The organism is Rhodococcus sp. 06-1460-1B, assembly GCF_002258475.1.
GTDB classification, from domain to species: Bacteria; Actinomycetota; Actinomycetes; order Mycobacteriales; family Mycobacteriaceae; genus Rhodococcoides; species Rhodococcoides fascians.
In genome coordinates this window covers 403,527-429,834 of record NZ_NOYS01000030.1, presented here as the reverse complement: position 1 = coordinate 429,834, position 26,308 = coordinate 403,527, and the positions used below count along the sequence as shown (strand labels likewise).

The following is a 26,308-nucleotide window of genomic DNA, read 5'->3' as shown; positions in this document are numbered from 1 at the left end:
GGCTCACCTCCGACGGTGACCCCGCCGGACCCGACCGTCACTGAGACGGTTCGGGCCGGTCGGATCGCTGCCGATCGCCGACCACTTTGATCGGGCCTGTGGCCAGACGCCGCGCTACCGCGGTCACCGGTCCCGACGGCTTGTCGTCCGCCGCTGCCTGAGCAGCGAGCCACTCACGCATTTGATCCATTCGGGTTGCTCTGGCCGGCCAGAACTCCTGGATCGTCGCGTTGAACTCGGCTCCGAGGACCACGGCGAAGCCGAGAAAGAACGTGAAGAGCAGAAACGCGATCGGAGTTGCCAGCGCACCGTAGGTGTAGCCGGTGCTGGTGACCCAGGTCAGGTACCGGCGCAGTACGGCGCTGGCAATCATGAAGAACACCCCGGCCAGCAGTGCTCCACCGAGCAGACGATGCCAGGGCAGTGACGTGTGCAACGCCAGCTTGTACAACGTGGTCAGTCCGATGATCAGCAACAAGCCGACGGCCGGGTAGTACAGGAAGTCGACGAGTTCGCTGCCGACGGTCAGCCACGAATCGGGCAATATCTGCTGGACGTACACCGGTCCGAGTGCGACGAGCGGAAGCACGAACACCGCGATGATCAGGAAGCCGACGTACAGGAGCAGCGCGAAGAACCGCTGCCAGACGGGATTTCGCGCGTCGGCCTGTCCGTGTGCTTCGACGATGGAGTCCACGAACGTCGAGATCGCCGACGAGCCCGCCCACAGCGAGAGCAGAAAGCCGACCGAGACGATTTCGCCACTGCCCTGTGCGAGTACGTCTCGGACGGTCGGCGCGATGATCTGATCGACGACACTGCTGCTGAAGAGCGTGTTGCTGAAGGTGATGATCTTCGATTCGATGATGTCGACGGTGTTGGGGCCGAACCATCCTCCGACGAAACCGAGACTGCCCAGCACCCCGAGCAGAAGGGGCGGTAGCGACAGCGTCTGCCAGAAGGCGGCGGTCGCGGCCTTGCTGAAGATCGAATCGTCCCAGGCCTTGCCGAGCGTGCGCAGAGTCACTTTCCACACCGCACGTAGCGGGTTTCTCGCCGACAATCGCGGCGGTGTGGGAGTTGGGCCTGCAGACTCGCTCATGGTGCCTCCAGCATTCCTGACCGATGCCGACTTCGCCTAACGACCGACGCGCCGTGTCGCGTCCGACATCACCCCAGCGATGCGGGATCCGTCGGTACGGAGCGATAGGCTCCTCGGCGGACACTGCAGGGCTACCGAGAGCGCGAGGAATTTACATCGATGCCAGGAACCGGCGGCCAGTGAGCGCTGACATGTTCGATCCCACACCACCATCCACCGATCAGACGGCTGCGCCCGTCGCCGGCGGGGCACCGCTACGTGCCTGGCAGCGACGCGCGCTGACGAAGTATCTCGTCGCCTCGCCCAAGGACTTCCTGGCGGTGGCGACCCCGGGTGCAGGTAAGACCACGTTCGCCCTGCGCGTCGCGGCCGAACTGCTTGCGCACCGCACCGTCGATCAGGTGACGGTGGTGGCACCCACCGAGCACCTCAAGCATCAGTGGGCCGAGTCGGCGGCACGGGTGGGCATCGCGTTGGACTCACGCTTCTCCAACTCGACCGGGCAGACCTCGAGTGACTACCACGGTGTGGTGGTGACCTACGCGCAGATCGCCTCGCATCCGTTCAAGCACCGAGTGCGCACGGAGGCCCGCAAGACTCTGGTGATCCTCGACGAGATCCACCACGGTGGTGACGCGAAGAGCTGGGGCGAGGGCATCCGCGAGGCGTTCGGCGACGCCACCCGACGCCTTGCGTTGACGGGTACTCCGTTCCGCAGCGACGACAGTCCCATTCCGTTCGTCAATTACGAACCGGATCAGGACGGCCTGATGCGGTCGAAGGCCGATCACGCGTACGGCTACTCCGACGCCCTCGCCGACGGTGTCGTTCGCCCGGTCGTCTTCCTCGCGTATTCCGGGGAGGCACGGTGGCGGGACAGCGCAGGCGAGGAGTACACCGCTCGGTTGGGCGAGCCGCTGAATGCGGAGCAGACCGCACGGGCATGGCGTACCGCCCTCGACCCGCAGGGCGACTGGATGCCCGCGGTGCTGTTGGCTGCGAACACACGATTGGCACAGTTGCGGTCGGGCGGTATGCCCGACGCAGGTGGTCTCGTGATCGCGACCGACCAGACGGTGGCGCGGGCCTACGCCAAGCTGATCGAGGTGATCACGGGGGAGACGCCGACGCTCGTCCTCTCCGACGACCCCACATCCTCGGCTCGTATCGCCGAGTTCGGCAAGAGTGATCAGCGGTGGATGGTTGCCGTTCGCATGGTGTCCGAGGGTGTCGACGTTCCGCGTCTCGCCGTCGGCGTCTACGCCACCAGTGCATCCACTCCGCTGTACTTCGCGCAGGCAATCGGCCGTTTCGTGCGATCACGCCGTAAGGGCGAGACGGCGAGCGTCTTCCTGCCGTCGGTACCGGTCCTGCTCGACCTCGCCTCACAGCTCGAGGCTCAGCGCGACCATATTCTCGGCAAGCCCCACCGCGAGAAGGACGGCTTCGACGACGAGCTGCTGGCCGACGCCAACAAGCAGAAAGACGAGCTGGGCGAGGAAGAGAAGGCGTACACCTCCCTCGGCGCGGATGCCGAGCTCGATCAGGTGATCTACGACGGGTCCTCGTTCGGGACCGCGACGTTCTCGGGCAGCGACGAAGAGGCCGACTATCTCGGGCTCCCCGGCCTGCTCGACGCGACGCAGATGCGCGACCTGCTTCGCCAGCGTCAGCAGGAGCAGATCGACAAACCCGCTCCGGGCCCGGCGGTCCCCGCGCCTGCCGTCGTCAACGACAGGGCCACCAGTGCCGGCCAGTTGGCCGGCCTGAGGCGGGAATTGAACAGTTTGGTTGCGGTGTACCACCACCGGACGGGGAAGCCGCACGGCGTCATTCACGGCGATCTGCGTCGAATCTGCGGTGGCCCGCCGACGGCGATGGCATCGGCGGAGCAGCTGGGTGAGCGAATCGCGCAGTTGCGCAAAATGTAGCACCCGACGGACGAGCGCTGCCGGCGGACTGTGCCGGTGACACGACAACGACGGACGGTCCAGAGACCGTCCGTCGTTGTGATCGTGCGTTGATGCAGTTGTATCGGTACAGCTGTGGCGAACTGGCGTCCCCCGACGAGTCGGTGGGTTACACCGTGGAGTCCGATTCGGTCATCACCGTTGCGTTCACTTCACGCAAGCGGGCTTCGTGCTCGGTGGCGTGGTGACCGCAGAAGAGAAGCTCTCCACCGGTCGAGAGCACGACACGCGCGCGAGCCCCTGCACCGCACCGGTCGCACCGGTCCGCTGCTGTCAATTGTGGGCTGGTCAATGTTCCGGGCATGACTCCTCCGTACTGGCTTGCGGGTATGTCCCGTTCGCCTGGGGCCGGTCCGCCGCGTCGGTATGGCGCGGTTCGTTCACTCTGTCAGACGTATGGCGGTCACGCGTTGTTCCCGAGCGCGTTTCTTTGTGTTGTCACTAACACGAAACATGTCCTACGAGCAGGAACGCCGTGGATCCTGTTCGCTGACAGCTGATACGGAATCGGACGGGTGGCGGCAGTAGGGTCCCGGTGTGGCTTCGACTTCTCTCTCGCTGTCCGGCGCTTCGAGGCTGGGTATCCCGTCGCTGTTCGTGATCGGTGCCGTATGCATGTACGTCGGTGCGGCCATCGGAGTGTTCCTGTTCGACACGGTGAACCCGGCTGCGGTGGCCTGGCTGCGGGGCTTCGGTGCCGCTGTCGTCCTGATCGCCTGGCGTAGGCCGTGGCGTCGACGCGGCGGTGCCGGATCCGTATGGACGGTACGACGCGCGGTGACCGCTGCCGCGTTCGGAGCGGCCACCATCGGCATGAACGTGATGTTCTACGAGGCCATCGCTCGGCTGCCCCTCGGTGCGGCGGTCGCCATCGAGTTTCTGGGCCCGATCGTCGTCGCCGCAGCAGGATCTCGGAAGCTCACCGATGCACTCGCGGTCGTTCTGGTGGTTGCGGGCGTTGCTGCCATCGCATCGGCTCAGTTCGAGGGCGGCGAGGTGGGATTGATCGGAATCGCGTTCGCGCTCGGTTCGGCGGCTCTGTGGGCGGCGTACATCGTGCTGGGCAAGTCCGTGGCCGACGCCGGGCAGGGGCTCGACGACATGGCCGCCGGTTTCGGAATCGCATCGGTGGTTCTCGCCGTGCCGCTGTTCGCACCGTTCGCATTCGCGCACACCGACGTTCTGAGCGACTGGCGCATCTGGGTTCTGGGCCTGGGCGTCGGATTGTTGTCGAGCGTCGTTCCGTACGTTCTCGACCAGTACGTCCTGGTCCGAGTGGGTCGGGCTCGCTTCGCGTTGCTGTTGGCGTTGCTGCCCGCGACCGCGACTGTCGTCGGTGCCGTGGTGCTGACCCAGGTGCCGACGCTGCTCGAGTCCCTGGGAATCCTTGCCGTTATCGCCGCAGTGGTGCTCGGTGGCCTGCCGGGCCGAACGCGCGGTGGGGCGCCCACGCTGCCCCCGCCCTGACTTCCAGGACACGGCTCGGGAACGCGCGGGGTAGGGGACACGAGGCCCCGAGAACCCGGCACAATGGCGGTGTGACCGAACGAACCGACGTCCTCGTACATCTGTGCACCACGGAGGAGTGGTCGCGAATCCGGGGCGGTACCGAGTACACGCCGGAGTCGTTCGCCGAACTGGGTTTCGTTCACCTCTCCACGCCCGAGCAGGTGCATCTGCCCGCGAACCGGCTCTTCCCAGGACGCACCGATCTGGTGCTGCTGGCGCTGGACCCAGCGCGGTTGAGTGCGCCGGTGCAGTGGGAGCCGGGTGTGCCGTCCGACCCGCAGTCGATGCTGTTTCCGCACCTGTACGGACCGCTACCGCTCGAGGCCGTCACTGCCGCCGTCGAGTACCGACCGGGGCCAGCCGGGGATTTCGGGACGCCCGTGCTCTGACCGAAAGCCTGGCAGTCGCCAGCAACGAGAAGCGACCGCCGATCCGAAGATCGACGGTCGCTTGTCGTTCGAAGATTGTCAGTCCAGGTAGTCGCGCAGAACCTGGGACCGCGACGGGTGCCGCAGCTTCGACATCGTCTTGGACTCGATCTGACGAATTCGCTCGCGGGTGACTCCGTACACCTGCCCGATCTCGTCGAGGGTGCGGGGCTGTCCATCGGTGAGGCCGAAGCGGAGGCGAACTACGCCTGCTTCGCGCTCGGAGAGCGTCTCGAGCACCGACTGCAGCTGATCCTGCAGAAGCGTGAACGACACCGCGTCGACCGCGACGACAGCCTCGGAGTCCTCGATGAAGTCCCCGAGCTGGCTGTCACCCTCGTCACCGATGGTCTGGTCGAGGGAAATCGGCTCGCGAGCGTACTGCTGGATCTCCAGCACCTTCTCGGGCGTGATGTCCATCTCCTTGGCGAGTTCCTCCGGAGTGGGCTCGCGGCCCAGATCCTGCAGGAGCTCACGCTGGATGCGTCCGAGCTTGTTGATGACCTCGACCATGTGCACCGGGATACGAATGGTCCGGGCCTGGTCTGCCATGGCACGGGTGATGGCCTGGCGGATCCACCAGGTGGCGTACGTCGAGAACTTGTAGCCCTTGGTGTAGTCGAACTTCTCGACCGCGCGGATCAGACCCAGGTTGCCCTCCTGGATGAGATCCAGGAACGCCATGCCGCGGCCCGTGTAGCGCTTGGCCAGCGAGACGACGAGGCGGAGGTTTGCCTCGAGCAGGTGGTTCTTGGCGCGGTTGCCGTCACGGCAGATCCAGGTCATGTCACGCCGCTGGGCGACGGGGAGCTTCTCGCCCTTCTCCGCGGACTCGCGCATCTTCTCGACGGCGAACAGTCCTGCCTCGATGCGCTTGGCGAGCTCGACCTCTTCCTCGGCGTTGAGGAGGGCGACCTTGCCGATCTGCTTGAGGTACGCGCGAACCGAGTCCGCTGATGCGGTGAGCTCGGCGTCCTTGCGGGCCTGACGCAGGGCTTCGGATTCCTCTTCGTCCCAGACGAAGTCGCCGGAAGCCTTGTCCTCGGCAGTCGGCTCGCTCGTTGCGTCTTCTTCGGTGTCGTCGCCTGCGGCGACGACCTCGACGACGTCGTTCGCTGCGGCGGCAAGATCACCTTCGGAGATGTCGATGTCTTCGATTCCCGGGGTGCTCTCGTCGACGTCATCGCCGGTGGCGGGAGCTGCTGTCTTCTTCGCTGCGGCCTTCTTGGCCGGTGCCTTCTTGGCGGCGGCGCGTTTGGCCGGTGCCTTCTTAGCCGGTGCCTTCGCGGCGGGTGCCTTGACAGCAGGTTCAGGTGTCGCAGTTCCAGGTTCGGAATCTACGGTCTGACGGATATCGGTGGCTGCCACGTACGCCCTTTCGTGACGAAGTCGTGCGGCGTCACGCCAGAGTTGTTTCCGGCGGAGAGGTCTTCGGATTCGGCCGGCTGCGTACCGGCACACACCATTGTAACGACCTCTCAGGAGTTTGTTACCTACCCTCGTCCTTCGCAGGTGGCGACACCGCGTGTCAGTGCGGTGATCCAGCCGATGTACCGGTCTCGGCGGACGCGACGGCACTGTCCGCAGCGAGGGCCGCTCCGACGATCCCCGCCGTGTTCAGCAGGGTCGCGGGGACCACCGGAGTTCGGTTGGTCAGGTGCGGAATCCACTTCTCGCTCTTGCGACTGATTCCGCCACCGGCAATGAACAGGTCGGGCCACAGCAGCGCCTCGAACGTCGCGAGCACGGTGGAGACCTCTTTGGCCCATTCCTTGTAGGACAGCCCCTTGTTCTCCTTCACCGAGGACGCCGCGCGATGCTCGGCTTCCTTGCCGCCGATCTCCATGTGTCCGAATTCGGTGTTCGGCAGCAGAACTCCGTTGTGCAGAACGGCGGAACCGATGCCGGTGCCGAACGTGAGCAGAACGACGACCCCGTCCTTGCCCTTGCCGCCGCCGTACTTGTCCTCGGCGACCCCGGCGGCATCCGCGTCGTTGAGGACGGTGATGTTCTCGTTTCCGATGGCCTTCGCGAACAGTGCGCGCGCATCGGTGTCGATCCAACTCTTGTCGATGTTGGCGGCCGAACGAGCCACACCGTTGGTGACCACCGCGGGCAGAGTGACGCCGATCGGTCCGGTCCACTCGAAATGCGCGACGATCTCGGCCACGGTCCGCGCGACGGCGTCGGGGGTCGAGGGCTGAGGCGTCTCGATCTTGTAGCGATCGCCCACGAGCTCACCGGTGTTCAGGTCGACGATGCCGCCCTTGATGCCGCTGCCACCGACGTCGACGCCGAACCCGTGACGCTCGGCCGTCGCCGCGGTGCTGTTGTCCGAACCTGGCTGTGTCATGTCGATGCCGCTCCTGGCCTGATCGAATTCGTGTGTGCCGTCGCTTCGGAACAATAGTGCCGACCGTTCGTCGACGGGACGCCGACGCTGCAGCGGACGGCGAGCCGAGTGCTTCGGTGGTGTCGCACTGCCGAAGTGTGTTGCGATGTACGCGTGTCGAAACATGACGGAACGCAGACCCACACCGCCACTGAGCAATTGCCCCAGACGCCGGCAACCGTAGAACGGTCGGATACCGAACCGACGACACGTGATGTGGAGGCACTGCGCGGGGTCGCCGTTCGGGTTGCCACGGAGGCAGCCGAACACGTGCGAACGCGTCGTCCGCAGGTGTTCGGTGGCAGTCCCGCTGCGGAGGCAGCTGCCGTGCAGTCCAAGAGCACACCGACCGATCCGGTCACCGTCGTGGACACCGAAACCGAACGTGTTCTTCGCGAATTGTTGGCGCAGCTGCGTCCCACCGATTCCGTCCTCGGTGAGGAGGAAGGTGGCGGAGACGAATCCGTCGACGGAGTTCGGTGGGTGCTGGATCCGATCGACGGAACCGTCAATTTCATGTACGGCATTCCCGCGTACGCGGTCTCTGTCGCCGCGCAGATCGACGGAGTGAGCGTGGCAGGGGCCGTCGTCGACGTGGCCCGCGATGTGGTCTATTCGGCCGCGCAGGGGCACGGTTCGACGGCTCGGTACGCAGACGGTCGTATCGAACGGCTGCAGTGTTCGGGTGTGACCGAATTGTCGATGACGTTGCTGGCCACCGGATTCGGGTACGGATCACGACGCCGCGCGGCGCAGGGCGCGATCATCGCCGAACTGCTGCCGAAGGTGCGAGATATTCGCCGAATCGGTTCTGCAGCACTGGATCTGTGCATGGTCGCGTCCGGTGCCGTCGACGCACACTTCGAGCACGGGCTCAGCCCGTGGGACTGGGCGGCGGGGTCGCTGATCGCTGCCGAGGCCGGAGCCCTCGTCGATGTGCCCGCAGCGACGTCGTCGAGTGCGGACGGGGTCGTCACCGTGGCGATGGCCCCGGGAATCGCCGAACCCCTGACTGCCGCCCTACGACTCGTCGGCGCACTCGATCCGATTCCGAGCTGACGGACTGGTCCGACTCAGTAGCGCGATCGTCTCAGCAGCGCGATCGACTCAGCAACGAGACTGACGCGCGGCGGCGAGCAGATCGGGGTCGAGGGGCTGCGGCGCGGCACCGGGTGCTGCGCCCGCCAGCGTGCGTAGCACTTCCTCTGCGTCGTCGTTCGGCTGAATCTCGCTGAAGTAGGTGCCGAGTGCCAGATCCACCGAGTCGTCGGTCCTCGAGTCCTCGATGAGTTCTGCACACGGTGCGAGGAGCCACACTGCGCTCGCGGCACCGATACCCGCGGATCCGAATCGGATCTGGCCCTGGCACTGCATGTTCTGGTCGACGTAGACGGGATCGTTGCCCACCTGCACGTCCGGAGCACTCGCGAAGCCGTAGTCACTGAGCTGAGCCGCCACGTGTGCAGCTTGGCCGCGTTCGCCGTTGGCGTTGAACACTCGTACCTTCGATGCCGACAGGGCGGCAGGCTCGACGTCGAGAAGTGTCGTCGGGTCGACTTCCTCGCCGAGGGCAACCGGCTGCGTTCCGTCGGTGGCAGCGGTCGTGGTCGGGGTGTTGCATTCGGCAGTGGCCGATGTCGTCTCGGTGGTGGTGAACACCTTGACCCACACGACCACGGCGAGCAGAGCGAGTACTGCGAACACGGCGATGATCGGAAGTGCGCGGCGTCGACGGAACGGACGGCCGCGGTCGTCGACCGGCTGGCCTTCGGTGATCAGAGAAACCACAGTGATTCTTCGCCTTTCCGTCGGCAGTCGCCGAGACCGGTACACGGAGTCGGTTCACACCGACGCGTGCCTACTGTAGATGCCCGCGGTCCTCGGCGACGGCACACTCGGCCGCGAGCTCGCCGAAAGCAGTGCACGCGACCCGTTTGCACCGCGAAAACCAGCAGCAGAACTGCTTCTGCGGACTGCGGAATGAAGCCGGTGATCTCGGTGTTGATGCGGCGTGCACGGAGGCAATCAAGTGATCGGCGATTCGGTTTCGGCTTTGGGGTCGGCGTCGGCTATTGTCTGGCGGCCGCAGTGCTTAAGAAACAGAAAGCTGCCGGTGAATCGTCGATCAGGTGAGCGAAATCTCGATCGAGTTTCAACCGGCGGAATTCGGGAACTACCCGGTGTAGTTTCCGGCACCGCGTGATGAACCTGTTCGATCGAGAATCAAATCGGTGGGAGCGAGCAAGCGCCCTCTTCACAGCCGACGGCCACAAGCCGACCACACCGGCAGCTTCCACCACACACGTACGAAGATGAGGGGTTACGAGAACAATGGCAACCGATTACGACGCTCCGAGAAGAACAGAATCCGACGACGTCTCGGAGGACTCTCTCGAAGAATTGAAGGCTCGCCGCAACGAGGCGCAGTCCGCAGTCGTCGACGTGGACGAGTCAGACACCGCCGAGTCCTTCGAGCTCCCGGGTGCCGACCTGTCCGGCGAAGAGCTTTCGGTCCGGGTGGTTCCCAAGCAGGCGGACGAATTCACCTGTTCGAGCTGCTTCCTGGTGCACCACCGCAGTCGACTGGCCAGCGATGCCAACGGCGTCCTCATGTGCCGGGACTGCGCTGCCTGATCGACGGCAAGCCCTGATCGAGGGCAGGCGATGCCCGGCCGAGCGGCCGGGCAGTGAGGTTTCGCAGCGAGAGCCCGACGGCTGGGTCAGCGAGCTTCCACGCCGTGGGCACTGAGCACGGCGAGTAGATCCTCCGGCCGCTTGGTGCTGATCAACCAGTAGGGCGTCGGGTCGTCCGGGTCGTCCAGTACGACGATCACCATCTGTTTCACCCAGGTGCGGTGCTGTACGAAGGCAAGCGGGTCCAGCTGCCTTCCCAGCGCCGCACTTTTTGCTGTCGCGGGCACCACGGCTGCCTTGGACGCGACGTCGAGAGGCAGATGCGCTTTGCCGACCCGTAGTTCGAGGCCGGCGGACGACGACCCGGTCGAGTCAGAGCTCGGATCGGTGGCCACCACCTGCACACGTAACCTGCTGAACGCCACGAGAGCCCAGGCGACCAGGGGCAGGAGCAACACGTAGGGCAGCCAGGCGCGAACACCGGGGGCACCCATGTGTACCTCCGCTGCGAGTAGTACCGCCAGCGCTGCGCCGGCCACCCACCACCAGAGGGGTACCCACAGTCGTTCGGCGTAGAGCACCGACTCCGAGCCGGGGGAACCGGCACGCGAGGTGGGGTCGTCGGACTCGGGGTTCGCCCGATCGGCCTGTCGATCTGCAGTCACCCCACCCAGGGTAGTCGCCGCGCCGACGGCGAAGCAGATCAGCGTAGTCTCGTTCGACGTGAGTGACGAAGTCATCGAGTCCCGCAACACGCTTTCCGGCGACCAGCTCGAGGTGCCCCCGGACCGCCCCGGGGAGGTTCGACTTCGCCGGTTGGACCCAGATCTACCGGTTCCCACGCGTGCGCACGAGGGTGACGCGGGTGTGGATCTGCGGATCACCGCGCCAGTGACGATCGCTCCGGGCGAACGGGTTCTCGTGGGCACGGGGATTGCGGTGGCCCTGCCCCTCGGGATGGTGGGGCTGATCCACCCGCGCTCGGGCCTGGCGGCCAAATCGGGACTGTCGGTCGTCAACACCCCTGGCACCATCGACGCTGGATACCGCGGGGAGATCAAGGTCTGCTTGATCAACCACGATCTCCGGACGCCCATCGTGCTCGATCGCGGCGATCGAATCGCTCAGTTGGTGGTGCAGCGCGTCGAATTGGTCGAGTTCGTCGAAGTGGATCGACTCGACGACACCGTTCGAGGGGACGGCGGTCACGGTTCGACCGGCGGACATGCGAGTCTGGTGCAGTGACGTCCTACGTAGTGCGTCTGTCGCGACGGTCGTCGGTGTACAGCGAACTGAATGCAACCGAGAAGAAGAGAGCTGAACATGTTCGGACGGCGTAAGAAGAACGACGCCGGCAGTGCCTCCGCGTCCAGCGCGGAGCCATTCGTCGACGGCCGCGACGACGACAACGACGATGCGACCGCGGACACCACCGTCGAGGGGCCCCACGATCTCGGTGATCTGGACGAGGATCGCGAGAGCGTCGCGGCGAACCGGCTGGATCTCGGCTCGGTGTTGATCCCTCTCCCCGAGGGCGGGCAACTGCAGGTCGAGATGTCTCAGGCGGGCAGCCCGCAAGCAGTACACATCGTCACCCAGTTCGGGCGCATCACCATCGCCGCCTACGCTGCCCCGAAGTCTCCGGGGCAGTGGCGCGAGGTGGCAGCCGATCTGGCGACATCGCTCCGCAACGACAAGGCCGAGACGACCGTGGAGACCGGGCCGTGGGGCCGCGAGTTGGTCGGTGTCACCGCCAACGCCGATCTGCGCTTCATCGGTGTCGACGGGTATCGCTGGATGGTTCGATGCGTCCTCGCCGGGCCGTCGGGCGCGGTGGCGGAGGACCAGCCCCTGGTCCAGCTCGCGCACTCGATTCTTCGACAGACCGTCGTCGACCGTGGCACCGATCCGCACCCGGTGCGTACTCCGTTGCCGGTGGTTCTGCCGCAGGTGTTGGCCGAGCAACTGGCGGCTGCCGCGCAGCAGCAAGCAGCGCAGCAGGCCGCGCCGGCGCAGCCCACCGCCCCTGATGCGAACACCGATGCGGCGCAGCAGCAGTCGACTCCGCAACCGAACGCCGAACAACCCGGTGCCGAGCGCGCTCCGCGCCGCGGAGCGTCCGGATCGGCGATTCAGCAACTGGGGGGCTGAGCGGCGTCAGACGTCGTGCGCCGCGGTCAGAGCGTCGACGGCTGCTCGGCCCAGGACCCCCGGGTCGAGTCCGATGTCCGTCAAAGTCACGGTCCGCAGTACGCCTCTCGGCAGGGCGCGAGCCCACTGCTCCGCAACCGCGATCGGATGCACCGGGTCGTCGACCGCGCCCACCACGACGGTCGGCGCGTCGATCCGCGCGAGACGGTCCAACTCCGGGCCTCGGTACGAGGCCGCCTCGTCCAGCGCGCGGGGGAGCGCCGGCCACTGCGACGCCCAGGATCGCGCCAGGGTGCACGCGAGCCACTCCGGGCTCGAATTTGCCATCGTCGCCGTGACGCTGTCGAGCCCGTGTTCGCGAAGCGACCCAGCCGTGAACCGTGCGCTCAGTGCAGCCGGTGAGCCGGTGGGATCGCCCGTCCACGCCGGCAGCGCCAGCGCCAACGCGACGACGCTCGAGCGGTTGCGTTCGGCCCAGTGCGCCGCGACGGCTGCACCCAGCGAGATTCCGGCGACCACGACGGGACCGTGCGCGCGTACAGCCTCGTCGAGTGCACCGAGATAGCTCCCCACCACGCCGGTCGGGTCGGGTTCCACGGCGACAGTGGTCAATCCCACAACGTCGAACGCCTGCCCGAATGCCTCCTGCGCGAACTGCGCGTCCGATCCCGTCCCCGGTAGAACGATCGCGGTGGAGGTCTCGAATCGAGTGTGCACGAGACGATTGTGCACGCCCCCGTTCGACGGCGTGGCGGTGGTTGGTCAGCGCGCCAGATCGGGTCTACAGTGGCGAAGTACCAGCTATGACGAGGGAAACTCCCAGGTCGCCGCAACTGCTCCCAGGAGTGGAGCTGCGAGACGACCCCCACCCGCAGGAGCGCACAATGGCACCCGCTGCCGCAGGATACTTTCGCCGTTTGACGCGAAAGTTGACCGAGGACATCGATCAGCTCGACGCCGAGGAGATGGCCGAATCCTCCGAAGCGTCCGGAGCTCGACGCGCCTGCGATTGCTCGCGTGGCGAAGAGGTCACGATGTTGGGTCGTCTACGCAGCGTCGAAGCGTGTTCCAAGGCCGCGAACGCCAACATCGAAGCGGAGTTCTTCGACGGCACCGACACAGTGACTCTCCTGTGGATCGGCCGGCGCAAGATTGCCGGAATCGAGCCGGGCAAGACGGTCCTGGTGCGTGGCCGGGTCGGCGAACGCGATGGACGCAAGATCGTCTACAACCCGTACTACGAACTGCGCGACGACAACTGATCGTCCCCGGTATGGCACTCTCGTTCTCGTGACGAACAGCGACGATGCAGTGCCGCACCCGAGAACGTCGAACACGCCGGAACCGGTACCCGACACGTCGACGCCGGACGCCGTGAAGACCGCCGCCCCCACCGTGCTCGAGCAGCTCGGTGGCGTGAGCGGCTTGGTGTATTCCACACTGCCCGTGGTCGTCTTCGTCCCGTTCAACAGCTATTTCGGCCTGTCGGTCGCTCTGTGGGCGGCGTTGGGTGTCGCCGCGGCCGTTCTGGTGTGGCGGCTGGTACGCCGCAGCCCGATACAACCGGCCATCTCCGGATTCTTCGGCGTAGGCATCTGCGCATTCATCGCGTACCGCACCGGGGACGCCAAGGGCTACTTCCTGTTCGGCATCTATACATCACTCGTCTACGGCGGGGCGTTCGTGCTGTCGGTACTCGCCCGGTGGCCGCTCGTCGGCGTCATCTGGGGTTACCTCAACGGCAAGGGAACGTCGTGGCGTCGGGAGCGGTCTGCGGTTCGCTACTACGACGTGGCCACTACCGCCTGGGCGTCGGTGTTCGCTGCGCGCTACATCGTTCAGTCCCAGCTCTACGACTCGGACCAGACCGGCTGGCTCGCGGTGGCACGGATCGGGATGGGGTGGCCCCTGACCGGCGTAGCCCTACTGGTGACTCTGTGGGCGGTGCGTCAGGCAGATCGAGCGCTGGACCTCGCATCGAACGACGAACAGGCCGACGAGCTGCCGTCAGGTCAGACCGACCGCAGCACGTAGTTCGTCCTCCACCTCTTTCGCCGCGACGAAGAGCAACTCGTCACCGCCTTCGAGTGGATCGTCGTGCTGCGGAACGATGACACGGCCACCGCGAAGAATCGTCACCAGTGCTGCGTCCCGCGGTAGCTGGAGCTTGCGTACCGGCTTGCCCGCCAGGGGCGTGTTATCGGGCAGAGTGATCTCCACGAGATTTGCCTGCCCTTTGCGGAATGTCATCAGGTGGACCAGATCGCCTACCGACACGGCCTCCTCCACTAGTGACGCCAGCATGCGCGGGGTCGAGACTGCGACATCGACACCCCAGGCCGCGTCGAAGAGCCATTCGTTTCTGGGGTCGTTGACCCGGGCCACCACGCGGTTCACGCCGAACTCGGTTTTGGCCAGCAAGCTGAGCACCAGGTTCGCCTTGTCGTCGCCGGTAGCGGCGATCACCACGTCGTAGTTCTCGAGATGGGCGGCCTCGAGCAGACTCAACTCACAGGCGTCCGCGAGCACCCATTCGGCCTCGGGTACCGCGGCCTGATCGACGTGGTCGAGTTTGCGTTCGAGGAGCATCACCTCGTGCTCGCTTCGGATCAATTCGCGTGCAATGGATCTGCCGACTGCGCCGGCACCGGCGATGGCGACTTTCATGGCTTCCCGTTCGGGTCGATGGGGGAGGAGAACAACGTACGGGCGAGCATCAGTCGTCCGACGGCGGCGGATTGCCGGCCAATGCGATGGCCTCGGCGACGGTCCCGGAGACGGCAGCGACGTACACCTCGTCGCCTGCCTGGATCACGGTGCGCTTGTCGGGCAGCAGTCCGGTGCCGAAACGGATGACGAACGCGGCCCGCGACCGGGTCGCATCCTCGAGTACCGACAATTTCTTGCCGATCCACGCATCGTGGAAGTCGAGCAGCACCACCGCGACGCTCCCGGACGGATCTCGCCACTTGGTGGTGGGGTCGTCCCGCAGAAGATTGTGCAGAAACCGGTCGGTCGCCCACGGCACTGTGGCCACGGTCGGAATACCTAGGCGCTCGTACACGGCGGCGCGTTTGGCGTCGTAGATCCTGGCGACGACCTTCTCGACGCCGAACGTCTCGCGCGCGACGCGCGCGGAGATGATGTTGGAATTGTCACCGGAGGATACGGCTGCGAATGCCTCCGCCTTTTCGATTCCGGCGCGCACCAACACATCTCGGTCGAATCCCATACCGACTACTCGATGCCCGCCGAAGTCGGGGTCGAGGCGCAGAAACGCGGTTTCGTCGCGGTCGATGATCGCCACCTCGTGCCCGATGCGCTCGAGCGCTCCGGCCAGCGATGCGCCGACACGGCCACACCCCATCACAACTACGTACAACGCCCAGCTCCGTCCCGATCTCGATTGCCGACCAACACTGCCGACGACATTGCCACCGTGTGCATGCGAGCACCAACGTATCGGGGATTCGTCACCGGCTCGACCGTGGGTGGGCATCGGATGGAAGTCAAAGGGCGCGTGGTTGCGCCGCCGGCGACCCGACGGCCTACGCTTCTGATCGTGTCCAAGGTCTCGACTGCCGCAAAGCGGCTGGTTCTCGGTAAGCCGTTCCGCAGCGACAAGCTCGGTCATACCTTGCTACCCAAGCGAATCGCGCTACCGGTGTTCGCCTCGGACGCCATGTCCTCGGTTGCGTACGCACCCGAAGAGATCTTCCTGGTGTTGTCCGTGGCCGGGATATCGGCGCTCACGTTCACTCCGTGGATCGGTCTCGCGGTCTGTGTCGTGATGGCGGTGGTGGTCGCCAGCTACCGGCAGAACGTGCACGCTTACCCGTCCGGCGGTGGTGATTACGAGGTCGCGACCACCAACCTCGGTCCTGCGGCGGGTCTGACCGTGGGTAGTGCGTTGTTGGTGGACTACGTGCTGACCGTGGCGGTCTCCATTTCGGCGGCCGCGTCGAACATCGGTTCGGCCGTACCCTTCGTCGCGCAGCACAAGGTGCTGTTCGCGGTGGTGGCCATCGTGTTCATCACGTCGATCAACCTGCGCGGTATCCGCGAGTCGGGTGCCGCGTTCGCCATTCCCACATACGCCTTCATGGGCGGCATGTTCCTGATGTTGGGCTACGGGTTGTTCCGGGTCTACGTGCTCGGAGACGACATTCACGCCGAGTCGGCGACGTTCGATCTGAAAGCCGAGGACTCGCATCTGTACGGAATCGCGTTCGCGTTCCTCGTCGCGCGGGCGTTCTCGTCGGGTTGCGCGGCGCTGACCGGAGTCGAGGCCATCAGTAACGGGGTGCCTGCATTCGAGAAACCCAAGTCCCGCAACGCGGCAACCACGCTGTTGCTGCTCGGCGGTATCGGCATCACGTTGTTGATGGGCATCATCGTGCTGGCGCAGAAGATCGGCATCAAGTACGCGATGGACCCGGAGACGCAGCTGATCGGGGCACCGGATGGCTACCACCAGAAGACGTTGATCGCGCAGTTGGCGGAGGCAGTGTTCAGCGGGTTCCCCGTTGGGTTCTTCTTCATCACCGCCGTGACGGCGTTGATCCTGGTACTCGCCGCGAACACGGCATTCAACGGCTTCCCCGTGCTGGGCTCGGTGCTCGCTCAGGACCGGTATCTACCCCGACAGTTGCACACGCGCGGCGATCGCCTTGCCTTCAGTAACGGCATCCTGTTCCTGTCCGGTGCAGCCATCGTGTTCGTCGTGGTGTTCGGAGCAGAGGTCACCAAGCTCATCCAGCTCTACATCGTGGGTGTGTTCGTCTCGTTCACCCTGAGCCAGACCGGCATGATCCGGCACTGGACCCGCCTGCTCCGAACCGAGACCGATGGCGAGCAGCGCGGCAGGATGCAGCGCTCGCGGGTGGTCAACAGCGTCGGTCTGGCCATGACGGCGACCGTTCTCGTGATCGTGTTGATCACCAAGTTCGCTGCCGGAGCCTGGATCGCGATCGTGGCGATGGTGGCCATCTTCATCCTGATGCGGATGATCAGAAAGCACTACGACACCGTGGCGCGCGAGCTCGAGAACGAGGTGTGGGACGGCGTACTACCCAGCCGCACGCACTCGATCGTGCTGGTGTCCAAGCTGCACATGCCGACCCTGCGGGCTCTCGCCTACGCACGCGCGACCAGGCCCGACACTCTCGAAGCCGTCACCGTCAACGTCGACGAGGTGGACACCCGAGCATTGGTGCGTGAATGGGAGGCCAGTGACGTCTCGGTACCCCTCAAGGTCGTCGAATCGCCCTACCGCGAAGTCACCAAGCCGGTTCTGGACTACGTCAAACGAGTTCGACGCGACTCACCACGTGATGTGGTGACCGTCTTCATCCCCGAGTACGTCGTCGGTCACTGGTGGGAGCAGGTCCTGCACAACCAGAGTGCGCTGAGATTGAAGTCCCGACTGCTGTTTCAACCCGGCGTGATGGTCACCAGCGTTCCGTGGCAGCTGCGCTCGTCGGAGAAGGCCAGGCGCGAGGTGCTCGGAAATGCGCCGGGTGCATCGCGTCGCGGCTACGAACCGCCGGCGGGCAAATGACCGCGAACTGGTTCGGGCTGGTGCTCGACGTCGAACTGGGCGCTCCCGGACACGGTGGGTTCTGCGTGGCCCGTCACGAAGGTCGAGTGGTGTTCGTTCGCCACGGGCTACCGGGGGAACGCGTCATGGCCAAGGTGACCGAGGATCGCGGTGGGTCGTTCTGCCGCGCCGACGCGATCGAGATCCTCACCGCGTCTCCGGACCGCATCGACGCTCGCTGCCCCATCTCCGGGCCCGGTGGTTCGGGATGCTGCGACTATTCTCACGCGACCCCCGAAGCCGGTCGTCGACTCAAGTCCTCCGTCGTCGCCGAACAGCTGCGCCGCGTCGCGGGCATCGAGCGGGACGTTCCGGTCGAGGAGTTGCCGGGCACCGGCGACGGCACCGGATGGCGGACCCGTGTTCGGCTGGCAGTGGATTCGGGTGGACGGCCCGGCTACCACCGCTATCGAAGCAGTTCGATCGTCACGGAGTTGTCGTGCCCGCAAATGGATCCGGTTGCGTTCGACGGATTGTCGGGCCGTGAGTGGCGCGCAGGTGCCGAATTGCAGGTGGTCCTCGACGGTACGGGTGAACGCCATGTGGTGGAGGTGGCACCGGCCCAGTTGACGCGAACCGGACGCCGGTCTCCGGGCCGCCGCGGTGCGTCGGCGCGCCGAGCAGCGTCGTCCCGGGCCAGGCCGGAAAAGGCTGTCATCGGGTCGGGTCGCGTCACCGAATTCGTCTCGGCGCGGCCGTGGACACTCGATGCCACCGGCTTCTGGCAGGCGCACAAGGGAGCGGCCCAGGTGTACACCGACGTCGTGCGCGACTGGGCGGACGCCGAGCCGGGTGACGGCGCATGGGATCTCTACGGCGGTGTCGGCGTGTTCGCGGCGGCTCTCGCCGAGCGGGTGGGATCGAGCGGACGAGTCACCAGCGTCGAGTTCTCGCGCCGGGCCGCCGAGGACGGGCGTTCGGCGCTGCACGACCTTGCTCAGGTCTCGTTCGCGCCGGGCCGGGTCGAGCGATCGATGGATTCGTTGCCGGAATCGGTGGCGGTGGCGGTACTCGATCCGCCGCGAGCCGGTGCCGGACGCGACGTCATCGAAGGTCTCGCGACGCGGTCTCCCCGCACGATCGTCCACATCGGCTGCGATCCGGCATCGTTCGCGCGGGACGCGAGCCTCTACCGGGCAGCCGGTTACGAGCTGACGGACGTGCGCGCGTTCGACGCGTTTCCTCTGACCAGCCACGTCGAATGTATCGGCCGCTTCGTCCGTAAATAGGGTTGCCTCACCAATCTTGGCGAGTCTGACGTACCGTTTCTCGGGTGAGAATTTGTCGCACCGTCGGTGCTGTGTCGGTCGCCCTGCTGTTCCTGACCGCCGTCGTCTCGTGTGGGTCGGGCGGGGACGACGGACCCGGATCGGAGGCGCCGTCCGACGGATCGGCGGCTGCGTTCCCTGTCACGATCGATACCGAGTTCGGCGACGTGACCGTCGACAGTGCCCCGCAGCGCGTCGTCGCGCTCGGCTGGGGCGACGCGGAAACCGCACTCGCGCTCGGTGTCTCACCGGTCGGTGCGAGCGACTGGCTCGCCTTCGGCGGCGACGGCGTCGGTCCGTGGGCGGCCGGGCTCTACGACGCACCACCGCAGATCATCGGGACGCAGGAGCCGTCGTTCGAGCAGGTCGCGGCGCTCGAGCCGGATCTGATCCTCGACACCAAGAGCTCCGGTGATGCCGATCGGTACGCCACGCTTTCCGCCATTGCTCCGACGGTGGGTATACCGGCGGGGGCGGACAACTACCTGACAACGCTCGAGCAGCAGGTCACGATGGTGGCCACGGCACTCGGCAAGCAGTCCGAAGGGGACGCGCTGCTCGCAGGAATCGCCGACCGTTTCGATGCAACGGCCGCTGCCCATCCGGAATTCGCCGGCAAGACAGCGGTGGTCGGGGCCTACAGCGGCACCGGATACGGCGCATACATCTCGTCGAACAGTCGACTCGAGTTCATGAAGAAGCTCGGCTTCGTCACCAGCCCGACCATCGATTCTCTTCCGCCGCGCGGCTTCTCGGTTCCGATTTCCGGGGAGGAGCTCGACCTGCTCGACGCCGACGTACTGATCGTCTTCCCCATCCAGAAGGCGCCGTCCGAGGTGACCGACAATCCGCTGTTCCAACGGATTCCGGCTGTCGCGGACGGCCGCTACGTCGTGTTCGACGACCCGGAAGTCGCGAAGTCCTACGCCACCAACTCGGCGCTGTCCATCGGCTATGCACTCGACACGGTGGTGCCTGCGGTGGCGAACGTGCTGGGGTGATCCACTTCGGCAACCGGGGCGAATGTCTGCGCGGGTACCGAGACGATGCGTTGAGCTCCGCAGTGGCAGCCCTGGTAGCCGACGAGGCCTTCGCTGGTGTCGTGGAGCGAGCGGGTGGTCCAGGAGTGTGTGCTGTGTTCGATGTCCATGCATCCACTGTGATGTAATGGTCTTGTGCACATCAACCCTTACGGAGAATATGCCGTGAAACTGGGCATCGACCTCCTCAACCGGCCACCCACGTCGCCGAGCGAACTGGGTGCCCGCTGCATCGACGCCGGCCTCGTTCCCGACTGGACTGCCACCGACGACGATCTCGCGGACACACTCGAGTTCCTCCGCGAGTGGGCTCGCGTGGTGGATGCAGAGACAGCCGAGGAGCGCGCCGAGGCCCTGAACGCCCTCCTTGCACAGGCATCCGCGTACCCGCGACTGACCAACCATGCCGACGACGGCTGGCACATGCACTATCGCGACCCCAACATCGCGTTGGGCGGCGTCATCAGGGCACTGGTCGGTGTCGGTACCGCGCTGCACTTGACCGGTCGCGGAATGGACAGACTCCATCGGTGTGCCGCAGCCGACTGCACGACCGCCTTCGCCGACACCTCACGTACCGGACGGCAGCGGTACTGCGGAACCGTGTGCTCGAATCGGGACGCAGTCCGCCGACACCGAGCCCGCGCCGCATCCTGACGCTTGCACCGGGAGGCGCGGATCAGGACTTGCGGTTGTACAGCCGCATCGTGATCGGTCCGAAGATCGCCAGCATCGCCGCCGACAGCACCAGAGTCACTCCGAGTTGGCCGGTGTCGACATCGCCCTGCATCAGGCCTCGAAGTGACGTCACCAGAAAGCTGACCGGGTTGACGTCGACGAACGCACGAAGCCACCCCGGCATCGTGTTGGGGTCGACGAAGATGTTGCTCGCGAACGTCAGCGGAAACAGGATGAACATCGACATCCCCATCACGGCTGCCTCGGTGCGCACGATCATGGCGATCATCGTCCAGATCCAGGACAGACAGAACGAGAACACGAGCAACAGCACTATCGATGCGATCACACCGAGCAGCCCGCCTTGCGGCCGGAAACCGAGAATCAGCCCCAAGATCAGTACGATCACCGACGCCAACGTGTAGCGCACGACGTCACCCAGCAACGCACCGACCAGCGGCGACGGACGCCAGATCGGCAACGATCGGAACCGGTCGAACACACCCTTCTCGATGTCCTTGTTCATCGTCACGCCGGTGTACATCGTGATCATCACCACGGTTTGCACCAGGATGCCCGGCAGCAGAAACTGGATGTACGCGTCGGTCGAACCGGCCAGAGCGCCACCGAACAGGTACGTGAACAACAGCGTGAACATGATCGGAAACGCCGTCACGTCGAACAACTGCTCCGGTACGTGCTTGATCTTCAGCAACGCCCGCCAGCCGAAACTCAGCGAGGTCGACAGCGACGACGGACGCTCCGGCCTCGGACCTGCGGCTGAGAGAACATCGATGATCGTCGACGCCTGTGGGGCGGATCGTTGGGCCTCGGTGGTCATGACGCGATCTCCGCGTTGTCGATTTCAGCTTTTTTCACACCCACCGGCTCCACTCCCGCTCCCGCGTCGTGCCCGGTCAGCGCCAGGAACACCTCGTCCAGACTCGGCTGACCGAGGGTGAAGGATGCGATGGCGATTCCGGCGGATTCGAGAGCAGGAAGGATCGGTGCCGCCTGCGCCGGATTGTCCAGTCGTGCGGACACGGTGAACGGGTCGGCGTCCTCGGTCACGGTGCTGCCGACCAGATCTCGAACGATTCTCGCCGCGGCATTCCGGTGCCCGGCATCGAGCACGCGCAGGTGCAGTGAGTTCGATCCCACCGATGCCTTCAGCTCGCCCGTCGTGCCCTCGGCGATGACTTTGCCGTGGTCGATCACCGCCACGCGCCCGGCCAGGTGGTCGGCCTCGTCGAGATACTGCGTCGTCAGCAGTACCGTCGTGCCGCCTGCCACCAGTGCACGGACGATCTCCCAGACGTGATTGCGACTGCGCGGGTCCAGGCCGGTGGTGGGTTCGTCGAGAAAGATCAGCTCGGGGGTGACGATGATGCTCGCCGCGATGTCGATGCGCCTGCGCATGCCACCGGAGTAGGTCTTGACCTGTCGCGGTCCGGCGTCGGCGATGTCGAATGCTGTCAACAGTTGATCAGCGCGCGCTCGGGCGGCCGGACGTGAGTAGCCGAGCAGCCGCGCCAGCAGAACGAGATTCTCGGTGCCGGTCAGATCCTCGTCGAGCGAGGCGAATTGACCCGTGAGAGAGACTTTTCGGCGAACGGCCTCCGGCTCGGTTGCCACGTCGTGTCCCAGGACTCGTGCGCTGCCGCCGTCTATCGGAAGAAGTGTCGCCAGCATCCGGATGGTCGTGGTTTTCCCGGCCCCGTTGGGTCCGAGTACGCCGTACACCCCGCCGGACGGGATCGACAGATCCACGCCGTCGACTGCGGCGGTGGTGCCGAAATGTTTGACGAGCCCGTGGGTTTCGATGGCCGTCATGCGTGTCCGTCCCTCCATCGAGCTGTCCGCCCGATTGCCCGCGTTTGTCCGATTCTCGCACCCAGGATGAAGCCCGGTCCAATTCTGCGCAAACGAATTTCGGTCGCGGACCATCCCTCGGGGTGTTTGTTCCGAATATGTACTGCGGCGGGAAAACGCGGAGGTTTCGATATGAGGGCTACATGACCACTAGTGTCATGATCGATGAACTCGATCATGAACCCGTCTGCTGGGACGACAGTCCGATGAGCGTGCCGTTCTCCGACGCTTCCGGATCTGCGGGCACCGGCCGTGACCGAACGCCGCCCGAGTCCGAGGACAGCACCTCGGTCGAGGATGCGGTGTGCGCAGTACCGAGCCCGCAGCTGAAGAATCTGCGTGCCGAGGAGACGGACCGTCTCCGTCGCCTGATGGCCGCCGTTGCCCAGGGCGACCGGTCGGCCTTCGCCGAACTGTACGACGCCACGTCCTCCCGTGTGTACGGGATGGTGGTGCGCGTGCTTCGCGATCCGGGGTACAGCGAGGAGACCGCGCAGGAGGTGTTCCTCCAGATCTGGCGTGCGGCACCGAATTACGATCCGAGCCAGGGGAGTCCGCTGGCGTGGATCATGACGCTGGCACATCGCCGGGCGGTCGATCGGGTACGTAGCGAACAGTCGGGTACCGACCGCGAGGCGGCGTACGGTGCCGTGAGTCACACACCCGAGCACGACGAGGTACTCGAGACGGTGACCCAGCGGCTCGAATCGGAGGCGGTCGTGGCCTGTCTCGACACTCTGACCGATACGCAGAGCGAGTCGGTACGAATGGCTTATTACAGCGGGTACACCTATCGCGAGGTTGCCGAACGGCTCGGGGTGGCCGTGCCGACGATCAAATCGCGCATACGAGATGGATTGATCAAGTTGAAGACATGCCTGGGGGTGATCCCGCAATGAGTGAAGCGTCACGGCAACGACTGCTGGACGAAGCGGAGGTCTATGCCCTCCACGCGATGAGCGAGTCCGAGCGGCGCGCCATCGAATCCGAGCGAATCCGCGTCGACGAGACGACCCGGGCACAATTCGACATCCTCGTGGGTGAGATTCACGAAACGCTGGCGTTGGCTGCGGCGGCAGACGCCACTCCCGCACCCGAACGCGTGCGGGAGGCCGTGCTAGCGCGTGTCGCCGCGAGCGATCAGGAGCCGACGGTCCGAGAACTTCCGCCGAACGTCACTCCACTGCACCGGCACCGACGTGAGCGCTCAAAGACGTGGCGATACTCGATGGTGTCCGCGGCTGCCGCGATCGTCGTCGCAGTCGGCGGTGTAGTCGTCGTCACGCAGACCATGGGCTCGGACCCGCAGCCTTCCCAGGCCGAGCAGATCGTCGCAGCGCCCGACGCTCGTGAGGCGTCCGCTGAGTTCCCGGGTGGCGGCACTGCAAAGGTGTCGTACTCGCTGAGCCGAGATGCGGTCGTGGTGACTCTGAACGGTGTCCCGGAGCCGCCCTCGGGCCGGGTCTACCAGATGTGGTTCGTCGACGGTGCGCCGCGCTCCGCCGGCGTTGTCACCGAGGATCAGCTCACGTCGAGCGACGGCACCGTGGTGGACGGCATGGGAGCGTCGACCAACTTCGCGTTCTCGCTCGAGCCTGCCGGCGGCTCGGCGCAGCCCACCGAGGTCCTCACGATGATCACGCTCGACGCCTGATCAGGGGCCAAGCACGTCCACTCGGGCGGTTCGACAGTCGGATCAGATGCCGATGTCGAACCGCCCGAGCGTCTTGACGACGGCCGCCATCTGGCCGTACGCGCCGCTGGCCAGATTTTCCAGTAGCGCCAGCTTCACTTCCGGGGCGTCCCGAGTCAGTGCCTCGAAATGCGATACCGACACGACCACCAGATCGACAGGGGTGTCGGCCACCATGTCCAGCAGGAACGGCACCGACATCAGCAGCGGCATCTCGCCGAAGCTCATCCCGGGGGAGAGCGTCGTGATGCGGTGTGTGCCCCCGTCTGCGGACACGGCCGTCGATGTCACTTCTCCGCGCAGAATCAAGAACAGACCCGCTGCAGGCGCACCACGGTGAACGATGACGTCGCCCCGTGCGTAGTGACGTTTCTCCAGATAAGGAGTCACCGAGTCGAATTGCTCGGTGGACAGACCGGCGAGCAACGGGTGCTCGGCCGGAGTGATCTCTGCCGGTTGCCGCGCGCCGGAGCAGTGCCGATCGAGCAGCAGGTTCTCTGCCCACTGGATGGCCGAGCTCAGACTCGAGTACACCCGGCCCGCCGGATCATTCGGGTCCAGGCTCGACGTCGTGTGGCCCATGATGGCTCTGGGATCCACCAGGCACACCACACAGCCGTGGTCGGCGAGATCGCGGCGTAGGTCCTCGAACATCGAACGGGCGATGTCGCTCACCTCGTCGACGCCACGAACGTCGATGACGAGTGCATCGAGATTCCGGTCGAGGTTGCCGATCTCGCGGACCGCTGTCTCGGCACCCGAGAACAGCAGGTCCCCGTGCAACTCGTAGACCCGCGCGCGGTCGCCGACTGCAGCGAGTGTGGCCTGTTCGATCTCGGATCGTCGTTTTCGCGACGGTGCCTCGGTGAGAACGTACCGACGTCGAATCGACGATTTCGCGGCCCGAGTGACGTGCAGAAAGTGCAATTCGAGTCTGGTGGAGAGTTCTCGGCAGGCAGCAACGCCGCGCACGCTGTTGCCGTGCGAATCGAGGCGGGGGGAGTAGACGGCGATGCCCATCTGCCCGGGAAGCACCGCCAGGATGCCGCCGCCGACCCCACTCTTGGCCGGCATACCCACCCGCGCCACCCAGTCGCCTGCGCCGTCGTACATGCCACAGGTCGTCATCACCGACAGCACGCGTTCGACCAGTGCGGGTGCCAGGGCGCGCTCCTTGGTGTGGGGATTGACTCCGTTGTTGGCCATCGTGGCGGCCATCATGGCCAGATCAGCCGCCGTGACGTCGATCGAGCACTGGCGGAAGTACAGGTCCACGGCGGCCTCCGGATCGTGGTCGATGATGCCGAAGGACCGCAGCATGTAGCCGATGGCGCGATTGCGGTGTCCGGTGCGCGCTTCGGATCGATACACCGCGTCGTTGAAGCTCAGAGACCTTCCTGCGTACCGGGAATACGACGCTCGGATGCGCTCGAATCGTTCCTCTGCGGTGCGGCCGCCGATGAGCGACGCGGACGTGATCGCACCCGCGTTGATCATCGGGTTTCGGGGCCGCTCGGTGACGGCGTCCAGGCTGATCTCGTTGAACGGCTCACCCGAGGGTTCGACGTCGATCTTGCCCGCGACGACGTCGAGGCCGCGGTCGGCCAGCGCGAGTGCATAGGTGAAGGGCTTGGAGATGGATTGGATGGTGAACGGCATCCTCGTGTCGCCGACTTCGTACACGTAGCCGTCGGTGGTCGTCAGGGCGATACCGAAGCCGTCCGGCGTCACGGCTGCGAGTTCGGGGATGTAGTCGGCGACCTGTCCCGACGCGTCGTCCCGGCACAGTTCGTGAACCCGGGTCAGGATGGCATCGACGACGTTGCTCATGGGCGACACTGTATGTCGGGTGTCCGTTTCGAGCGTATTCGAGGTTAGGGGCGACTGACCCCGGGCACCTGCCTACTCGACGGTAGTGTCGGCGAGACAATGCTGGACGGGGCGGCTGGGCGCAGCCACTCCGTAGACTGGT

28 protein-coding genes are annotated in these 26,308 nt (G+C 65.5%); 15 read left to right on the top strand and 13 right to left on the bottom strand.

Annotated features, from left to right (window positions below):
* Positions 1-37 precede the first annotated feature (37 nt).
* Positions 38-1,102: a YihY/virulence factor BrkB family protein gene (locus tag CH268_RS17955; RefSeq protein WP_045841788.1), complete on the bottom strand. Its 1,065-nt coding sequence runs from the start codon at positions 1,100-1,102 to the stop codon at positions 38-40.
* Between the two features lie 191 nt (positions 1,103-1,293).
* Here CH268_RS17955 and CH268_RS17950 point away from each other — a divergent pair, with 191 nt between their 5' ends.
* Positions 1,294-3,033 carry a DEAD/DEAH box helicase gene (locus CH268_RS17950; protein WP_032400812.1) on the top strand — a complete coding sequence of 580 codons (1,740 nt, stop codon included), beginning with the start codon at positions 1,294-1,296 and terminating at the stop codon, positions 3,031-3,033.
* A gap of 148 nt (positions 3,034-3,181) precedes the next feature.
* On the opposite strand, the gene CH268_RS17945 is transcribed toward CH268_RS17950, so the two are convergent.
* Positions 3,182-3,376: a DUF7455 domain-containing protein gene (locus tag CH268_RS17945; protein WP_027496884.1), complete on the bottom strand. Its 195-nt coding sequence runs from the start codon at positions 3,374-3,376 to the stop codon at positions 3,182-3,184.
* Between the two features lie 233 nt (positions 3,377-3,609).
* Here CH268_RS17945 and CH268_RS17940 point away from each other — a divergent pair, with 233 nt between their 5' ends.
* The gene (locus CH268_RS17940; RefSeq protein ID WP_094665325.1) at positions 3,610-4,539 is read left to right on the top strand and encodes an EamA family transporter; all 930 of its coding nucleotides are present in this window, start codon (positions 3,610-3,612) and stop codon (positions 4,537-4,539) included.
* 71 nt (positions 4,540-4,610) lie between these two features.
* Positions 4,611-4,970, top strand: coding sequence for a DUF952 domain-containing protein (locus CH268_RS17935; protein WP_032370442.1), 360 nt, complete (start codon positions 4,611-4,613; stop codon positions 4,968-4,970).
* Positions 4,971-5,048: 78 nt separating this feature from the next.
* On the opposite strand, the gene CH268_RS17930 is transcribed toward CH268_RS17935, so the two are convergent.
* Positions 5,049-6,377 (bottom strand): RNA polymerase sigma factor, encoded by a 1,329-nt coding sequence (locus tag CH268_RS17930; protein WP_032365052.1) that lies wholly within the window; start codon positions 6,375-6,377, stop codon positions 5,049-5,051.
* 160 nt (positions 6,378-6,537) lie between these two features.
* The gene (gene ppgK, locus CH268_RS17925; protein WP_048318496.1) at positions 6,538-7,362 is read right to left on the bottom strand and encodes a polyphosphate--glucose phosphotransferase; all 825 of its coding nucleotides are present in this window, start codon (positions 7,360-7,362) and stop codon (positions 6,538-6,540) included.
* A gap of 198 nt (positions 7,363-7,560) precedes the next feature.
* Here ppgK and CH268_RS17920 point away from each other — a divergent pair, with 198 nt between their 5' ends.
* Positions 7,561-8,460: an inositol monophosphatase family protein gene (locus CH268_RS17920; protein ID WP_441346982.1), complete on the top strand. Its 900-nt coding sequence runs from the start codon at positions 7,561-7,563 to the stop codon at positions 8,458-8,460.
* A 48-nt stretch (positions 8,461-8,508) separates the two neighbouring features.
* On the opposite strand, the gene cei is transcribed toward CH268_RS17920, so the two are convergent.
* Positions 8,509-9,189, bottom strand: coding sequence for an envelope integrity protein Cei (gene cei, locus CH268_RS17915; protein WP_027496890.1), 681 nt, complete (start codon positions 9,187-9,189; stop codon positions 8,509-8,511).
* 543 nt (positions 9,190-9,732) lie between these two features.
* Here cei and CH268_RS17910 point away from each other — a divergent pair.
* Positions 9,733-10,035: a DUF4193 domain-containing protein gene (locus CH268_RS17910; protein ID WP_027496891.1), complete on the top strand. Its 303-nt coding sequence runs from the start codon at positions 9,733-9,735 to the stop codon at positions 10,033-10,035.
* An 86-nt stretch (positions 10,036-10,121) separates the two neighbouring features.
* On the opposite strand, the gene CH268_RS17905 is transcribed toward CH268_RS17910, so the two are convergent.
* On the bottom strand, positions 10,122-10,616 hold the full coding sequence (locus CH268_RS17905; protein WP_032370616.1) for a DUF3093 domain-containing protein: 495 nt from the start codon (positions 10,614-10,616) through the stop codon (positions 10,122-10,124).
* A gap of 196 nt (positions 10,617-10,812) precedes the next feature.
* On the opposite strand from CH268_RS17905, the gene dut reads away from it, so the two are divergent.
* Positions 10,813-11,280, top strand: coding sequence for a dUTP diphosphatase (dut, locus tag CH268_RS17900; RefSeq protein WP_027496893.1), 468 nt, complete (start codon positions 10,813-10,815; stop codon positions 11,278-11,280).
* 78 nt (positions 11,281-11,358) lie between these two features.
* Entirely contained in the window at positions 11,359-12,186 is an 828-nt protein-coding gene (locus CH268_RS17895) for a DUF3710 domain-containing protein (RefSeq protein WP_094665321.1), read from the top strand.
* A 6-nt stretch (positions 12,187-12,192) separates the two neighbouring features.
* Here the strand turns inward: CH268_RS17895 and CH268_RS17890 are convergent, their stop codons facing one another.
* Positions 12,193-12,903: an alpha/beta fold hydrolase gene (locus CH268_RS17890; protein WP_255182433.1), complete on the bottom strand. Its 711-nt coding sequence runs from the start codon at positions 12,901-12,903 to the stop codon at positions 12,193-12,195.
* A 167-nt stretch (positions 12,904-13,070) separates the two neighbouring features.
* On the opposite strand from CH268_RS17890, the gene CH268_RS17885 reads away from it, so the two are divergent.
* A complete protein-coding gene (locus CH268_RS17885) occupies positions 13,071-13,448 on the top strand; it encodes an OB-fold nucleic acid binding domain-containing protein (RefSeq protein WP_027496896.1) in 378 nt (125 codons plus the stop codon).
* 112 nt (positions 13,449-13,560) lie between these two features.
* Positions 13,561-14,220: a DUF3159 domain-containing protein gene (locus tag CH268_RS17880; RefSeq protein WP_094665402.1), complete on the top strand. Its 660-nt coding sequence runs from the start codon at positions 13,561-13,563 to the stop codon at positions 14,218-14,220.
* Here CH268_RS17880 and CH268_RS17875 read toward each other — a convergent pair.
* Both CH268_RS17875 and CH268_RS17870 read right to left on the bottom strand, forming a co-directional pair.
* On the bottom strand, positions 14,194-14,853 hold the full coding sequence (locus CH268_RS17875) for a potassium channel family protein (protein ID WP_094665317.1): 660 nt from the start codon (positions 14,851-14,853) through the stop codon (positions 14,194-14,196). The two genes, CH268_RS17880 and CH268_RS17875, sit on opposite strands and share 27 nt — an antisense overlap.
* A gap of 49 nt (positions 14,854-14,902) precedes the next feature.
* Entirely contained in the window at positions 14,903-15,568 is a 666-nt protein-coding gene (locus tag CH268_RS17870; protein WP_027496899.1) for a potassium channel family protein, read from the bottom strand.
* Between the two features lie 180 nt (positions 15,569-15,748).
* Between CH268_RS17870 and CH268_RS17865 the strand changes: the two genes are divergently transcribed.
* Genes CH268_RS17865 through CH268_RS17855 form a run of 3 tightly spaced genes read left to right on the top strand, consistent with a single transcriptional unit; the run spans position 15,749 to position 20,054 of the window.
* Positions 15,749-17,746: an APC family permease gene (locus CH268_RS17865; protein WP_032365101.1), complete on the top strand. Its 1,998-nt coding sequence runs from the start codon at positions 15,749-15,751 to the stop codon at positions 17,744-17,746.
* On the top strand, positions 17,743-19,014 hold the full coding sequence (locus CH268_RS17860; RefSeq protein ID WP_094665315.1) for a class I SAM-dependent RNA methyltransferase: 1,272 nt from the start codon (positions 17,743-17,745) through the stop codon (positions 19,012-19,014). The genes CH268_RS17865 and CH268_RS17860 overlap by 4 nt, the downstream gene beginning before the upstream one ends.
* A 44-nt stretch (positions 19,015-19,058) precedes the next feature.
* On the top strand, positions 19,059-20,054 hold the full coding sequence (locus CH268_RS17855; RefSeq protein ID WP_255182432.1) for an iron-siderophore ABC transporter substrate-binding protein: 996 nt from the start codon (positions 19,059-19,061) through the stop codon (positions 20,052-20,054).
* Here the strand turns inward: CH268_RS17855 and CH268_RS27610 are convergent.
* On the bottom strand, positions 20,006-20,203 hold the full coding sequence (locus CH268_RS27610; RefSeq protein WP_037219315.1) for a hypothetical protein: 198 nt from the start codon (positions 20,201-20,203) through the stop codon (positions 20,006-20,008). The genes CH268_RS17855 and CH268_RS27610 overlap by 49 nt on opposite strands.
* Positions 20,204-20,228: 25 nt before the next feature.
* Between CH268_RS27610 and CH268_RS17850 the strand changes: the two genes are divergently transcribed.
* Complete coding sequence (locus tag CH268_RS17850) at positions 20,229-20,750, top strand: CGNR zinc finger domain-containing protein (protein WP_032382120.1); 522 nt, start codon at positions 20,229-20,231, stop codon at positions 20,748-20,750.
* Positions 20,751-20,772: 22 nt separating this feature from the next.
* On the opposite strand, the gene CH268_RS17845 is transcribed toward CH268_RS17850, so the two are convergent.
* On the bottom strand, positions 20,773-21,612 hold the full coding sequence (locus tag CH268_RS17845; RefSeq protein WP_027496904.1) for an ABC transporter permease: 840 nt from the start codon (positions 21,610-21,612) through the stop codon (positions 20,773-20,775).
* Positions 21,609-22,622 (bottom strand): ATP-binding cassette domain-containing protein, encoded by a 1,014-nt coding sequence (locus CH268_RS17840; protein WP_094665311.1) that lies wholly within the window; start codon positions 22,620-22,622, stop codon positions 21,609-21,611. The genes CH268_RS17845 and CH268_RS17840 overlap by 4 nt, the downstream gene beginning before the upstream one ends.
* A gap of 164 nt (positions 22,623-22,786) precedes the next feature.
* Between CH268_RS17840 and CH268_RS17835 the strand changes: the two genes are divergently transcribed.
* Positions 22,787-23,542 (top strand): sigma-70 family RNA polymerase sigma factor, encoded by a 756-nt coding sequence (locus CH268_RS17835; protein WP_027496905.1) that lies wholly within the window; start codon positions 22,787-22,789, stop codon positions 23,540-23,542.
* Complete coding sequence (locus CH268_RS17830; protein WP_032382119.1) at positions 23,539-24,297, top strand: anti-sigma factor; 759 nt, start codon at positions 23,539-23,541, stop codon at positions 24,295-24,297. The genes CH268_RS17835 and CH268_RS17830 overlap by 4 nt, the downstream gene beginning before the upstream one ends.
* Positions 24,298-24,339: 42 nt before the next feature.
* Here CH268_RS17830 and glsA read toward each other — a convergent pair whose 3' ends face one another.
* The gene (glsA, locus tag CH268_RS17825) at positions 24,340-26,166 is read right to left on the bottom strand and encodes a glutaminase A (protein ID WP_094643157.1); all 1,827 of its coding nucleotides are present in this window, start codon (positions 26,164-26,166) and stop codon (positions 24,340-24,342) included.
* Between the last annotated feature and the right edge of the window lie 142 nt (positions 26,167-26,308).

Excerpts from the sequence above, each read along its gene's own strand:
- CH268_RS17955 (WP_045841788.1), bottom strand. The coding sequence starts at position 1,102 with ATGAGCGAGTCTGCAGGCCCAACTCCCACACCGCCGCGATTGTCGGCG.
- CH268_RS17950 (WP_032400812.1), top strand. The coding sequence starts at position 1,294 with ATGTTCGATCCCACACCACCATCCACCGATCAGACGGCTGCGCCCGTC.
- CH268_RS17945 (WP_027496884.1), bottom strand. The coding sequence starts at position 3,376 with ATGCCCGGAACATTGACCAGCCCACAATTGACAGCAGCGGACCGGTGC.
- ppgK (WP_048318496.1), bottom strand. The coding sequence starts at position 7,362 with ATGACACAGCCAGGTTCGGACAACAGCACCGCGGCGACGGCCGAGCGT.
- CH268_RS17910 (WP_027496891.1), top strand. The coding sequence starts at position 9,733 with ATGGCAACCGATTACGACGCTCCGAGAAGAACAGAATCCGACGACGTC.
- CH268_RS17895 (WP_094665321.1), top strand. The coding sequence starts at position 11,359 with ATGTTCGGACGGCGTAAGAAGAACGACGCCGGCAGTGCCTCCGCGTCC.
- CH268_RS17885 (WP_027496896.1), top strand. The coding sequence starts at position 13,071 with ATGGCACCCGCTGCCGCAGGATACTTTCGCCGTTTGACGCGAAAGTTG.
- CH268_RS17875 (WP_094665317.1), bottom strand. The coding sequence starts at position 14,853 with ATGAAAGTCGCCATCGCCGGTGCCGGCGCAGTCGGCAGATCCATTGCA.
- CH268_RS17860 (WP_094665315.1), top strand. The coding sequence starts at position 17,743 with ATGACCGCGAACTGGTTCGGGCTGGTGCTCGACGTCGAACTGGGCGCT.
- CH268_RS27610 (WP_037219315.1), bottom strand. The coding sequence starts at position 20,203 with ATGGACATCGAACACAGCACACACTCCTGGACCACCCGCTCGCTCCAC.
- CH268_RS17845 (WP_027496904.1), bottom strand. The coding sequence starts at position 21,612 with ATGACCACCGAGGCCCAACGATCCGCCCCACAGGCGTCGACGATCATC.
- CH268_RS17840 (WP_094665311.1), bottom strand. The coding sequence starts at position 22,622 with ATGGAGGGACGGACACGCATGACGGCCATCGAAACCCACGGGCTCGTC.
- CH268_RS17835 (WP_027496905.1), top strand. The coding sequence starts at position 22,787 with ATGACCACTAGTGTCATGATCGATGAACTCGATCATGAACCCGTCTGC.
- CH268_RS17830 (WP_032382119.1), top strand. The coding sequence starts at position 23,539 with ATGAGTGAAGCGTCACGGCAACGACTGCTGGACGAAGCGGAGGTCTAT.
- glsA (WP_094643157.1), bottom strand. The coding sequence starts at position 26,166 with ATGAGCAACGTCGTCGATGCCATCCTGACCCGGGTTCACGAACTGTGC.